This window comes from Belliella alkalica, assembly GCF_022549785.1.
Taxonomy (GTDB): Bacteria; Bacteroidota; Bacteroidia; order Cytophagales; family Cyclobacteriaceae; genus Belliella; species Belliella alkalica.
Window position 1 is genome coordinate 127,474 of record NZ_JAKZGO010000004.1, and the last position, 14,109, is coordinate 141,582.

A 14,109-nucleotide genomic window follows, 5' to 3' on the forward strand; every position below is an offset into this window, starting at 1 on the left:
TAACTTCTTAGTAGGTATATTTTAGCGATAAGAGGCGACAAATTAATTATTCTTAAAGTTATATTCTAAATTACAAATAACTAATTAACCTTAAGTAATTATTTCAAAAAAGAATGTTTTTAAATTAATCCTTACATAAATGCTATATGACACTAAGACGTTTGATTTGATAAACTTGTCATCCTGTTTTGATTACTCTTTGACTTAAGTATATTCGATAAACAAAGTCATTAAATATGGATTATGATTATATGTAATGACGGGAGGATGTGAATTTTCGCAGAAAATCCTGCCGGTAATCTTTTATTATGCGACGCCTGTGCGCTTAAGCATATAAATTGATTTAAAGAAAATCATTTTGTGTGATTACTGCTAATAGGGCAGACATTCATGATATGGATTATTACTAGTATGAAAATTGAAAAAAGTATTATTATTTTTGAAAATATTAAATAGGAATAATTATTGTATGTTTTGAGAGCATACATTGCTAAACCAATTTTATAAATTATGAAAAAGATGAAGATTATAACAGGATTATTTTTAATGGTTTTTTTGGTGAACTTTCAGGGTTTTGCACAAGAAGTAGAATCTGAAAAAGAAAAAACCAAACAAGAAATTGCTGAAATGAAAAAAGCAGCAAAGGAAGAAAAGCAAGCTTTGAAAGAGGAAAAGGCAGCTTTGAAAGCTGAATCAAAAGAGTTGAAGAGGATAGCGGCAGAGCAAAAAGCAGAAGAAAAAAGAATAAAAAATCTCGAAAAGGCTCAGAAAGGATATGATAAAGCCTTAACCAAAAGGCAGAAAGCAGAAATCAAGCATTCACAACAAAACCTAAAAATCGAGAAAGCTATCAGGAAAGGGACGACAAATGACAAAATCGCCAAAATGGAACTGAAGCTAAAAGAAATGGAAATTGATGTGGAGAAAGCGAATGCAGAAATTGCCAAATTCGAGCGGGATTTAAAAAGATATAAATCCGATGAAGACTAATCTTCATTTAAAATAGTAAGCCTTTATTATAATTTTACTGAGTCATGTCCATTGGGCATGACTTTTTTTGTTACTTTATTAAGTCAAAATGGCATAAAAACATGATTTCACAACAAGAATTGCTGCCAAAAATTCCGATTTAAGATCAAGATCTTCTTTGGTTGATAATTTGATTAAATGCTTCTAACCACTTGAATTTACCAAAAAAAAACAAAGTATGGATTTCAAACAATTCACCATTAAATCCCAAGAAGCTATACAAAAATCTGCGGAGTTGGCAGTCAACGAACAGCAGCAAGTAATTGAGCCAGGGCATTTGCTAAAGGGAATCCTTATAGAAGATGAAAATGTAACTGACTTTTTGTTCAAAAAGTTAGCAGTAAATAAAGTAATTGTCTCCCAAAAACTTGATGAGGCTATCAAGAGCTACCCTAAAGTAAATGGGCAGCAACCATATTTATCCAATGCTTCAAACCAAGTTTTGACTAAAGCCAAAGATTATCTCAAAAATTTCGGAGACGAGTTTGTAGCCATAGAACATCTGATTTTGGCAATTTTGGATGGTTCAGACAAGGCTGCCCAAATACTAAAAGATCAAGGCTTGAAAGAAAAGTCATTGATAGAAGCAATCAAAGAACTTAGACAAGGAAATAAAGTGACAGATCAAAATGCAGAATCAAAATACAGGGCTTTGGAGAAATATTCCAAAAACCTAAATGAGCTTGCCAAAAAAGGAAAAATAGATCCTGTAATCGGGAGGGATGAGGAGATAAGAAGGGTCCTGCAGATTTTGGCAAGAAGAACAAAAAACAATCCCATTTTGCTCGGTGAGCCTGGAGTCGGTAAAACGGCAATTATAGAAGGGCTAGCCCAACGAATAGTGAGTGGGGATGTACCAGAAAACCTAAAGACCAAATTATTGATTTCTTTGGATATGGGGTTGTTGGTAGCTGGAGCCAAGTACAAAGGTGAATTTGAAGAACGACTAAAAGCAGTGATCAAGGAGGTGACTGATTCTGACGGTCAGGTTATTCTATTCATTGATGAAATCCATACTTTGATAGGTGCTGGTGGCGGTGAAGGCGCTATGGATGCGGCAAATCTACTTAAACCTGCTCTGGCTCGCGGGGAATTGCATGCAATCGGAGCGACTACCTTAAAAGAATATCAAAAATATATCGAAAAGGACAAAGCTCTGGAAAGAAGGTTTCAGTCGGTGGTTGTTGATGAACCCGACTCGGCTGATGCAATCTCTATTCTAAGAGGTATCAAAGACAAATATGAATTGCATCATGGGGTTAGAATTAAAGATGATGCAGTCATATCCGCTGTAGAACTTTCCCAAAGGTATATTTCTGATAGATTCCTCCCTGACAAAGCCATTGACCTTATGGACGAGGCTGCTGCAAAACTTCGTATGGAAATAGATTCACTGCCCCAAGAATTGGATGAGCTCAATCGGAAAATTATGCAACTTGAGATTGAAAGGGAAGCGATTAGAAGAGAAAACAACAAAGACAAGGAGACTGTATTGAGCAAAGAGATTGCAGAGCTTTCAGAAAAAAGACAAGGTATCAAAGCTAAGTGGGAAAGTGAAAAGGGAGTCATCACGGGTATTCGTACTGAAAAGGAGAATATTGATAGATTAAAACTAGAAGCCGAACAAGCAGAGCGGGCAGGGGATTTTGGTAAGGTTGCGGAAATCCGATATGGGAAAATCGTGGAGGCTGAAAAAAAGCTCGATCAATTCAAATCTCAATTAGCTGAAATGCAGCAGGGATCCCCTCTTCTCAAAGAAGAAGTGGATCATGAAGACATTGCGGCTGTAGTCGCCAAATGGACTGGTATCCCTCTATCCAGAATGATTCAAAGTGAGAGGGAGAAGCTGCTACACTTGGAAGAGGAACTGGGAAAAAGGGTGGCTGGACAAAAAGAGGCCATTACAGCATTGTCTGATGCTGTGAGGAGAAGTAGGGCTGGATTACAAGATCCAAAAAGACCTATAGGATCATTTATCTTTATGGGTACTACTGGCGTAGGAAAGACAGAATTGGCCAAAGCCCTTGCTGAATATCTTTTCAACGACGATAATGCAATGATAAGGATAGATATGTCTGAATATCAGGAAAGGCATGCTGTAAGCAGGCTCGTAGGAGCACCTCCAGGGTATGTGGGGTATGATGAAGGCGGACAGTTGACTGAGGCAGTTAGAAGAAAGCCATATTCAGTGGTGCTTTTAGATGAAATAGAGAAAGCTCACCCTGATGTGTTTAATATTCTTTTGCAGGTTTTGGATGATGGAAGGTTGACTGATAACAAAGGGAGGATAGCAAATTTCAAAAACACAATCATCATACTGACTACAAATATCGGGTCAGGACTGATTCAAGAACGCTTTGCTGAAATGGAAGAGTGGAATAAGGAAGAGGTTTTGGAAAAAACAAAAACTGAAGTCTATGATCTTTTGAAAAAGTCAGTAAGACCAGAGTTCCTTAATAGGATCGATGAAACTATAATGTTTGAGCCTCTCAGCGAGAGTATCATCAGGAAAATAGTTGACATCCAATGGAAAGAAATCCAACAGAGGCTTTCAGAATCCAAGATAGAAATAGATGCAACAAAAGAGGTACTGGATTATCTTGGAAAAGTAGGCTTTGACCCTCAGTTTGGAGCAAGACCACTCAAAAGGACAATGCAAAGGTTGGTGCTGAACGAGCTCTCCAAACAAATCCTTTCTGGATATATCAAAAGTGACTCAGCGGTATTGGTAGATTTGGATACTGAAAACCAAGTTTATTTCAAGAATATTGAGAGTGAATTTGTAGTTTAGGTTTTTGTGAGTAAATGTGAGGCCTTATTTAAGTAGAACTTCTTTTATTCCAAAAAAAAAGTGGGGATATTAAATAGGCAGCCTCAAATGTCAATTTAAAGATAGCCTCAAATAATATTAACTAACCGTATAAAGGTCTGTGCCCTCACAGACCTTTTTATGTTACCGCCTATTCAAAGCATGTGTTCTTATTGTCATTATACATTGTACCGTTTCATCAGGTTAGTGACTTGTGGGGGCACAAGCCACGATGAAAGAAGTAAATAGGTGAAAGTATAGGCTCCCTCACCTATTTACTAATTTAGGATGATTTGTAAAATGATTTTGGTATGGAGAAATCCAACGCTGACTTTGTTTAAAGCTCTTTTTATTTTTATTTGTCGATTTAGAAGTTTTTTTTTGTGTACTTTAATGCGATCAACCTTCGAAGATCCCCTAATAATGATTAAGATACTTATATCCGACGATCATCAGATGTTCATAGATGGGCTCAAATCCATTCTAACCTATGCCGAAGATATCGTGGTAGTGGGTCAAGCTATGACAGGAAAAGAAGTTTTGAATTTTTGTGACAACTTCGATGTAGACATCGTCATCATGGACATCAATATGCCTGAAATGGATGGAATAGAAACTACCAAAAAATTGATTTCCAAGCACCCAAAAGTAAAAATTTTAGGACTTTCAATGCATAATGATCGGAGTTTTATTTCAGACATGCTCAAGGCAGGAGCGCATGGGTACATTCTGAAAAATACCGGGATGCAAGATTTATTTACTGCAATAAAATCACTCCATGAAGGTGAAAATTATCTCGGAGATGAAGTAAAACAAACGCTCTTAAATAGTTTTATCAAAAACCCTTTCAAAACCCAAGTTTCAGAAAAATTGTCAGAAAGGGAGTTTGAGGTATTGGAATCTATAGCTTCTGGATTGACTACAAACGAAATAGCAGACCAACTTTTTATAAGTAAAAACACTGTAGAAACTCACAGGAAAAACTTGCTATACAAATTGAACGCAAAAAATACTGCTGAATTGGTCAAAAACGCTTACAAAAAAAGATTGATTCAGTGATTCTTGCAAATCCCTATTTTCAGGGATATTATAGGCAAAAATAAAATGGAATTTTGTATGAAGTGAATGAAGTCAGCTTTGGCTTTGCATATTTTCATATTATTCAAAGATCTATGATATTGATTGCTGATAGCGGTTCTACAAAAACGAATTGGGTATTTTTAGACTCAAAAGGAAGGGAGGTCTTGTCCCGCAAATCTGTAGGGCTTAACCCGTACTTTGTGACTGGTACAGAAATAAGAAGTGTAGTGGAGGAGGTATCAGGACATCTTTCTGATAGTATCGAGAAAGTGCTCTTTTATGGTGCTGGCTGTGGTAAGCAAAAAAAGGCTGATGTCGTTCAAAGTGCGATCCACCTAGCTTTGCCAAACTCCCAAGAAATACAGGTAGAAGGAGACATTCTCGGCGCTGCACGTAGCACGCTTCAGCACCAAGAAGGAATTTCGTGTATCATAGGTACTGGTGCCAATTCGTGTGTGTATGACGGTAGAAAGGTAGTGGACAATGTGCCTTCATTGGGATATTTGTTGGCTGATTTTGGTAGTGGAGCTGTTTTAGGAAAGGATACCATAGCGCTCTTGCTTCAAAAAAAGCTACCTATAGAAATTCAAGAAGACTTCTATTCAACTTATCAAATGGATGATCGAGAAATTTTGGATCGTCTTTATAATCGGCCGATCGTCAATAGTTTCTTGGCTTCTTTTACACCTTTTTTGCTTAAGCATTCTCATGTTCCTGAACTTGAATTACTTATTGAGCAAAATTTCAAAAAATTTTTTGAGTATTTTATTTTGTCTTATAAAGTAGACCTTACCAAATCCCCAATTACTTTGGTTGGGTCAATCGCTTATCACTTTAGAAGCTTTTTGTACAAAGAGGCAGAGAATCATGGATTGCAAATCAGCACAATAGTAAAGAATCCTCTCGATGGTTTGGTTCAATTTCATACAGCGAATAAATCAAAAGCATTCAGTATTTAATGTATACAATTTTAAGATTAATTTATGACTATCACAGAATCAGCCTCAAACTATACAAACTTGGAAAAAATGTCCACTGCTGAAATATTGATAAATATCAATAGAGAAGATCAGTTGGTGGCTTTGGCTGTAGAAAAAGTAATCCCTGATATAGAGAAATTGGTAGAAATGATGGTGCCAAGGTTTAATAATGGAGGCAGATTGTTTTACATAGGAGCAGGCACATCAGGAAGGCTTGGGATTTTGGATGCATCAGAAATTCCACCCACTTATGGTGCAAGCCCAGAATTAGTGACAGGATTGATTGCAGGAGGAGATAGTGCCATACGTAATGCAGTAGAAGGAGCTGAAGATGATGCCGATCAGGCATGGATAGATCTTTCTGCTTTTGACTTGACTACCAATGATACTGTTGTCGGAATTGCAGCTTCAGGTAGGACACCTTACGTGATTGGTGGTGTTCGTGCGGCTAAGGAAAGTGGAATTCTGACTGCTTGTATTACTTGTAATCCAAGCTCAAAATTGGCCGATTCAGTGGATATCCCAATTGTGGCTGAAGTTGGGCCTGAGTTTGTTACTGGCAGTACCCGTATGAAATCTGGAACTGCTCAAAAATTAATCTTGAACATGATCAGTACTACCTTAATGGTTAGACTTGGAAAAGTCAAAGGAAACAAAATGATCAATATGCAGCTGAGTAATGAAAAATTGATAAATCGAGGCATTCGTATGATCTTGGAAGAAGTCCCATCATTAAACGAAGAAAAGGCAAAAGAAATGCTAAAAAAATATGGCTCAGTAAAAGCTGTGATCGAAAATTCATAGAATCCATTTTTGGATTTGGTTTATATATGATAAAATCTTGTCCATCATTTAAAATTAAAGAATTTAATTATCAAAATTAACAATATAACCAAAATGACCACCAGCCGATTTTCATACATCATACTGACTTTTTTGTTGATGATTTCTCTAGCAATACAGGAATCACATAGTCAAGATTATCCTAAAAGAGAGCTGCGAGCCGCTTGGATTGCGACAGTGGAAAACATTGACTGGCCTGATGAAAAGGGACTCAAAGCACAAGAGCAGAAGGAACAATACGTGTTGCTCTTGGATCAATTGAAGGCAGCTGGAATGAATGCCATCATTATGCAGATACGGCCAACTGCTGATACTTTTTACCCATCGAGCTACGAACCATGGTCTGCCTACCTTACAGGACATCAAGCGCAAGCTCCACAGGCATATTATAACCCATTGACATTTTTGATTGACGAAGCAAAAAAAAGAGGAATGGAGTTTCATGCTTGGTTCAATCCATATAGAGCCAGCATGAGTAAAGACTTCGAACCATCTGAAGCGCATCCCTTGGTGAAAAACCCAGAGTGGTTTGTCAAATATGGAGGCAAATGGTACTACGATCCGGGAATCCCTGAAGCTAGAGAGTTTGTGTTTCAATCAATAATCGAAGTTGTACGTCATTATGATCTTGATGCAGTGCATTTTGATGATTATTTTTATCCATATAAAGTTCCAAATGAGGAATTCCCAGATCGAGCATCTTTTGAAAAGTATGGAAAATCAGATTTTGAGCATATTGATGATTGGAGAAGAGAAAATGTGGATTTTTTCGTAGAAGAGCTTGGAAAAAGAATCAAAGAAGAAAAAGCATTTGTAAAATTTGGAATCAGCCCATTTGGCGTATGGAGAAACAGTGACAAAGACCCCAAAGGTTCGGACACCCAGGCTGGAGTGACCAATTATGATGATCTCTATGCTGATGTATTGAAGTGGCTTGAAAATGGGTGGATTGATTATATTACACCACAATTGTATTGGCATATTGGCTTTGACAAAGCTGAGTATAAAACACTTGTGAAATGGTGGGAGGAAAATTCCTTTGGAAGACATTTGTACATTGGCCAAGGAGTATATAGAGTTGGAGAAAAAGGCTGGGAAGACCCTGAAGAGATTTTTAACCAAATCAATTTTAATAGATCATTTGAGAATGTACATGGAAGTATGTACTTTTCTGCTAAGACCATAGCCAATAATAAGAACGATGTAAATAAGCAATTGGCTCAGGTTTATCGTTATCCTGCATTGATTCCCACGATGGGATGGTTAGAAGAAGAAAAACCGGAGCCTTCTGTAATCATCAATCTTTTTGGAAGTCCTGACACAGGTATTGAATTGACATGGAAGGATCAAAATCCAGGGAATCAGTCATATTATGTGATTTATAGAGTGGAGGGGGAAGAATCGATCGATATCGAAAATCCGAAGAATATTTTGGCAATTGTACAGAAATCAAATTACCCAATTCAACAGTGGAGAGATGAAAATGTGGAGAAGAGAAAGAGTTATACCTATCAAATTACCTCTGTAAATCGACAGCATCAAGAAGGTGATATCAGTAACACTGTAAAATTGAAAACGAAAGGGCAAAGAAGATTAGTTAGAATTGAGAAGTTATGAGTGAAGGATTGATTTTTACTGTAGTAGTCATTTACTTTTTGATGCTGATTTTGATTAGCTATTTGACTTCTAGAAAGTCAGACCAAATGACTTTCTATACAGCAAATAGAGAATCGCCTTGGTTTTTGGTAGCTTTTGGAATGATAGGTGCGTCACTTTCGGGTGTCACCTTCATTTCAGTTCCAGGTGAAGTCGCGGCCAAGAACTGGACATATTTGCAATTTGTGATGGGGAATATGGTTGGTTACGCTTTGATTGCGACTATTTTGATTCCTTTGTTTTACAATATGCAATTGATATCGATATATGAATATTTGCGAAAAAGATTTGGAATTCGAGCCTACAAATCAGGCTCTATTTTTTTTATAATCTCTCAAACAATTGGAGCTTCTTTCAGGCTTTTTCTCGCAGCGACAGTTCTTCAGATCGGTTTTTTTGATGCTTTTGGCGTGCCATTTTTTCTTACAGTGTTGATTACATTGTTGTTGATTTGGCTATATACAGTGAGTGGAGGTGTCAAGACAATTGTTTGGACAGATACCTTACAGACTACATTTCTATTGGCGGCAGTCATGATCACGATTGTTGTGGTAAGTAGGCAGCTTGGAATGAATGGTAAAGAAATCATTGCGCTTGTTTCACAAAATGAAATGTCGTCAGTTTTTGAATGGGACATCCTCTCGGACAGAAACTTTTTCAAGATGTTTGTTTCTGGAATGTTTATTACCATAGCGATGAATGGCTTAGATCAGAATGTTATGCAGAAAAACCTTACATGCAAAAATAAGTCGGAAGCTCAAAAAAACATTTTCTGGTTTTCTATATCTTTCTTTTTATCGACTGTACTTTTTCTTGGTTTGGGGGTTGTGTTGTACTATTTCGCTAAAGTAAATCAAATAAATATACCTACAAGTACTGATGAGTTTTACCCGCTTTTGGCTCTCAATAATCTGGGTACGCTGATAGGAATAGCCTTTATGCTTGGTATTATAGCGGCAGCATTTTCCAGTGCTGACTCTGCATTGACTGCCCTGACCACTTCATTTTGTGTTGATATCTTAGGCCTACCGACAAACAAAAAATCATCAAAACAGAATGGGTTAACCAGGAATTTAGTGCATATATGGTTTTGTCTTTTGGTATTTGTAGTGATCGTAGTTTTCAATATTCTCAACGATACCAGTGTAGTGAGTGCTGTTTTCAAAGCTGCTGGTTTTACTTATGGCCCTATTTTGGGATTGTTTGCTTTTGGACTCATAAGCAAGCGAATAGTAAGAGATAATTGGATTCCTTTAGTTTGTATTTTGAGTCCGGTTCTATCGTTCATTTTGGATTCGAACAGTAGCGAATGGTTTAATGGATATCAATTTGGTTTTGAAATTTTGTTAGTCAATGCTTCTTTTACTTGGTTGGGTTTGTTTATTTTCAGTAGACCTAAATAGCTGTGTGCTGTGGTAAGCATCCTTGACAATATGCGTCATCGTAGATCATGTTGCTGCGGATATTCAAAAAAAGGTTGAAAGTGATGCGATTTTTAGAGTAATTGTAACTTCTGTTATGAATATAGGTGTCATGAAAGGAAGATCTAAGCAAGAGAATAATAGGATTAGTGAGAAAAATTGGATCCTGTTGGATACCATGGTCAAGGATATGTTGAGAGGTGAAAGCAACAGTCCTAGTGGTGTGCTAATCTCAGGTTATGCTGGCTCTGGAAAAACATTTTTGGTTGAGAATTTTCTGTCAAGTATGAGCGGTCAGCTGCCAGTTTTAACAGCAAGACACTACGTCAATCAGAAGAGTATTCCTTATTCTGGATTTCGATATGCGATTTCTAAATTCCTCAGTCAATTGTACAGTCAGTTAACTCCTCACCATTTCACTGATTTTTCCAAAAAACTCATGTTTGAGCTTGGAGAAGGGTATCTTTTAGTCCTAGATTATTTCCCCGAATTGTCTTTGATATCAGAGGCCAATCCTGTGCACAAAAATTTCTCTGTTCCCAAGATTGAGAATCAAGTATATCCCTTATTAAGTAAGATTTTTAATTTTCTTAGTACTTACTTTGAGCAGCCTGTTATTCTGTTTACTGATAACTTACAGTGGATGGATGGTTCGGGGGTAAACTTGCTCAATTATCTTTTATCTGATTTAGGAACAGAAAAACTCATCTGGATAGGTGCCCAGAGGACTCCTTTAGATCAATTGACCATCTCAAAAAGAATAATTGATAATCTGAGTTTTGAGAAAAAGCATATCTATCATATCGAAATCAAAGAACTTTATTTGGATCAGAGTGCTGCTTATGTTGAGAGTCAACTTGGAGGTAAATGTTCGCCAGAATTGATTGAAACTTGTCATAATCTTAGTCAGGGAGATTTTTTCCTACTGCAATTAATTGTAGAAAACCTCAAAAACACATCATTGATATCTGTGGACAATGGGATGTTTCATGGACAAGTTCAAGAAATAATCGGGGCCTTTGATGGTTTGGATAAGCAAAACATTCTTAACATTCACATGGAAATGTTGAGTTTGGAAGCCCAGGAAGTAGTGATGCTTGTAGCTTGTGCGGGTAGTATATCCAAGCGCCTTATTCTTCAGTGGTTGTCAAATGAACATGCTAAGCTTGACTTGATCCTAGAACAAGGTTCTAAATATGGCTTATTAACAGTCAGCCATGAAGTAGTTACTATATCACAGTTGCATTTGGGAGAATTGATCTACCAAGGCATGGATGTCACCAAAACAGATAAGCTACACTATCAATTAGCAAAATTACTTCATGGGGAGTACAGTCACCATGGAAATCTAGAAGATGTTATTTTAGCTGCCAACCATCTGAACAAGGGTCTTTCTGAAATTAGAGTAAGAGGAGAGATGAAGTTTGGTGCAGCATTAAATTTCCATGCGGGGATAATTTCGAAGCAGAAAAAAGTATTAGAGCAATCAAAAGAATTTTTCAAAGCATGTAATATTCTCCTCTCTGAGTGCAAATGGGAAGATGTAATAGAGATGACATGGAGTTCTTATCTAGAAATAGCAAGAACTGAATATGAACTTGGCGAATATGATTTTGCAGAAATCCATCTCGACTTTTTGTTGGAGCGCTTTTTCACTCCCGAAAAAAGGATAGATCCATACCTTTTGAAAATAATAATTAACAATCATTTGGGTAGGTATAGGAAAGTTGTACAAATCCTCAAAGAAAGTCTAAACGAACTGGGACTTCAAATTCCTGAAAATAAGCAACAACTTGATTTCGAAATCAACATGCTAAAAAAGGATTTGATAGAACGTGAAAAAGGTAAATCTGTAATAGGAAAAGCTAATTTTAATCACAAAAACAAGCATATCTTGGATTTACTCTATGTAGGTGGAATGGCGCTTCATCATACATCAGATCTTATGATGACCTGGGCTTCTTTGCAGATAATATTGATGTCTGACAAACCAGATATGCCCTCAGCAGTCAAGGCTATTGGATATGTCTCTTTTGCAAGGATGATGATCATAAGTGGGCAAATTTCCAAAGGTTTTGAATTCGGAACTACAGGTTTGAATATTAATAAGGAGCTAGGTGATTTGAACTTACGCTGTAGGGTATATGGTGTCTTTGCTTTTTACATCAAAACATGGAAAGACCCATTTTCAGAAAGCTTCGTTTTGATAGAAGAGGGGATTGAAGCTGGAAAAAGATCTGGTGACCACATAGGAGAATATATTCTAAGCACTCATTTATTGAATCTCAAATTCATATCAGGGAGTCCGTTAAGTCAGGTTTTGGATTATAATTTTGAAAAAATATATCCAGCAAATGAGCTTACTTATTATATAACGCATTACCAAAAAAGCTTAATTGATTACCTGACGGGCAAAGACACTATTTTCTCAATTCCTAGACTTCAAGGATCTTCTCTTGCAGCCCAATTGACAATCCAAGAGGAAAAATTTTACAGGTTTTATGTTTGGGGAAGATATTACTTTTTATTTGGGTTTTACAAATTGGCTGAAAAAGCTGCAAATGAAGCCGATCAGAATAGGAAGCTGCAGGAGGGTTCCCCTCTTGTTCCTGCCAATCTATTGATAAGATTTTTATCTATTACGCAATGTTGGAATAGTTATGATTTGAATCAGAGAGACGATCTTTCTGTAACTCTAGATGATATTTTGAGATCCTTTGCTCTTTGGGCAAAATACGCTCCTGCTAATTATTCCAGAATGTATTTTTTGCTCAAAGCGGAGTTAAAAAGAATTCAAGGAAAATCTGCTGAAGCAACTAAAGCATTCAAACAAACACTAAGTCTTGTAGACGGAGATTGCTTTTTGGAAGGAGTAGCCAAAGAGTTATTTGCTAAGCATTTATTATCTATTCACCTAGATTCAAAAAGCGCACGGGTCTTGCTCGAAGGGGCAATTGCAGCCTTCAATCAATGGGGTGCCATAGCAAAAGTAAATCAAATAATTCAACAATATCAGGGCATCTTACTCAAGCCAGATCAAGCTTGGGAAATTGATATTGAAACGATTCAACAGGAGCTGAGTGGAGATTTGGAAGTCACTTCATTGGTTAGAAAACTTATGGTTTTGTTATTGAGATTTTCTGGATCATCAAGAGTGGTAGTGAAAATGAAAAAGGAAAATGATAAATTTTTATCTTCTGATAGCCTGACTCTACTCAACACGTTGGAGTACCAAGATATTCCTGAATCATTGATTTTGTTTTCCCACAAAACCCAAACTACTTTGATGATCGATGATGTAGATTTGGAAATGTCCTCTACTGAGGTCAATATGCTAAAATCTAGAGGGGTGAAGAGCTACTTGATATTGCCAATCAACATAACAGGTCATTTGTCTATGGTAATTTACCTGGAAAGCTCTTTTGCAAAAAGTTGGTACAATAAAAACCGACTAAAATGGACACGCATCACTTCCAATCAAGGTGCAATAATTATAGAAAATGCGATGATCCATGAACAAACCATCCAATTAAATAATGAGATTACTAATGAAATGTATGAAAAACAGCGGCTTTCTAAGCTTGTTGAGCAGCAGCAAAACAATCATTTAAAGGATTTGATGGAAATTCAAGATAAGGAAAGAAATAGAATAGCCAGTGATCTCCATGATAGTTTGGGTTCAATGTTGTCTACAGTTAGACTCAAACTCAACGGGATTTATGAGAGAAATTTCCGAAATATTGAACAAGAAAAGTCTGAAGAATACAATGATGCGCTCGGAATGCTTGATGAATCAATCGAAGAGCTTCGGAGGATTGCACACCATATGGCACCGGCATCTTTGAAGAAATTTGGATTAAAAATCACCCTAGAATCATTCGTGGAAAATATCAATTCCTCGGGATTATTGAAAATCAATTTGCAAATTTTAGGTTTTTCTAAAAGAATCCCTGAAAAAATTGAAATTTCGATATTTAGAATTTGTCAAGAGCTATTGCAAAACACGATGAAGCACGCCAATGCCACCCATGCTTCATTACAATTGATTAGACATTTGGATAGGATCAATGTTTTAATTGAGGACAATGGTAAAGGTATGGATACTGCCACAATTGTACAGGGATTAGGTTTTATGGCTATCCAATCCAAAGCAAAACTTTTAGGGGGCACATTTGAAGTTGATAGTTTCCCCAATAGAGGTACGACTATTATTATTGATATTCCTTTAAAAAACGAGAAGAAAGCTATGTTTTGACAGGGTTTTCTTTGTGAAAATTTTTAAAATTAAATC

General features: G+C 36.7%; 8 protein-coding genes. All 8 read left to right on the forward strand.

Features of this window, described 5'->3' with window-relative positions:
- Positions 1-519: 519 nt before the first annotated feature.
- Positions 520-990, forward strand: coding sequence for an Atg14 domain-containing protein (locus MM213_RS06275; RefSeq protein ID WP_241410634.1), 471 nt, complete (start codon positions 520-522; stop codon positions 988-990).
- Positions 991-1,207: 217 nt separating this feature from the next.
- On the forward strand, positions 1,208-3,820 hold the full coding sequence (gene clpB / locus MM213_RS06280) for an ATP-dependent chaperone ClpB (protein ID WP_241410635.1): 2,613 nt from the start codon (positions 1,208-1,210) through the stop codon (positions 3,818-3,820).
- 441 nt (positions 3,821-4,261) lie between these two features.
- The gene (locus MM213_RS06285; RefSeq protein WP_241410636.1) at positions 4,262-4,897 is read left to right on the forward strand and encodes a response regulator; all 636 of its coding nucleotides are present in this window, start codon (positions 4,262-4,264) and stop codon (positions 4,895-4,897) included.
- Positions 4,898-4,959: 62 nt separating this feature from the next.
- Positions 4,960-5,877, forward strand: coding sequence for a BadF/BadG/BcrA/BcrD ATPase family protein (locus MM213_RS06290; protein ID WP_241410877.1), 918 nt, complete (start codon positions 4,960-4,962; stop codon positions 5,875-5,877).
- A gap of 24 nt (positions 5,878-5,901) precedes the next feature.
- Positions 5,902-6,702: an N-acetylmuramic acid 6-phosphate etherase gene (gene murQ / locus MM213_RS06295; protein ID WP_241410637.1), complete on the forward strand. Its 801-nt coding sequence runs from the start codon at positions 5,902-5,904 to the stop codon at positions 6,700-6,702.
- 138 nt (positions 6,703-6,840) lie between these two features.
- Positions 6,841-8,358: a glycoside hydrolase family 10-like protein gene (locus MM213_RS06300; protein WP_241410638.1), complete on the forward strand. Its 1,518-nt coding sequence runs from the start codon at positions 6,841-6,843 to the stop codon at positions 8,356-8,358.
- Positions 8,355-9,800: a sodium:solute symporter gene (locus MM213_RS06305; RefSeq protein ID WP_241410639.1), complete on the forward strand. Its 1,446-nt coding sequence runs from the start codon at positions 8,355-8,357 to the stop codon at positions 9,798-9,800. The genes MM213_RS06300 and MM213_RS06305 overlap by 4 nt, the downstream gene beginning before the upstream one ends.
- 130 nt (positions 9,801-9,930) lie before the next feature.
- On the forward strand, positions 9,931-14,073 hold the full coding sequence (locus tag MM213_RS06310) for an AAA family ATPase (protein ID WP_241410640.1): 4,143 nt from the start codon (positions 9,931-9,933) through the stop codon (positions 14,071-14,073).
- Positions 14,074-14,109 lie beyond the last annotated feature (36 nt).

Coding starts and splice junctions, on each gene's coding strand:
- murQ (WP_241410637.1), top strand. CDS start 5,902: ATGACTATCACAGAATCAGCCTCAAACTATACAAACTTGGAAAAAATG.
- clpB (WP_241410635.1), top strand. CDS start 1,208: ATGGATTTCAAACAATTCACCATTAAATCCCAAGAAGCTATACAAAAA.
- MM213_RS06310 (WP_241410640.1), top strand. CDS start 9,931: ATGAAAGGAAGATCTAAGCAAGAGAATAATAGGATTAGTGAGAAAAAT.
- MM213_RS06305 (WP_241410639.1), top strand. CDS start 8,355: ATGAGTGAAGGATTGATTTTTACTGTAGTAGTCATTTACTTTTTGATG.
- MM213_RS06300 (WP_241410638.1), top strand. CDS start 6,841: ATGATTTCTCTAGCAATACAGGAATCACATAGTCAAGATTATCCTAAA.
- MM213_RS06275 (WP_241410634.1), top strand. CDS start 520: ATGAAGATTATAACAGGATTATTTTTAATGGTTTTTTTGGTGAACTTT.
- MM213_RS06285 (WP_241410636.1), top strand. CDS start 4,262: ATGATTAAGATACTTATATCCGACGATCATCAGATGTTCATAGATGGG.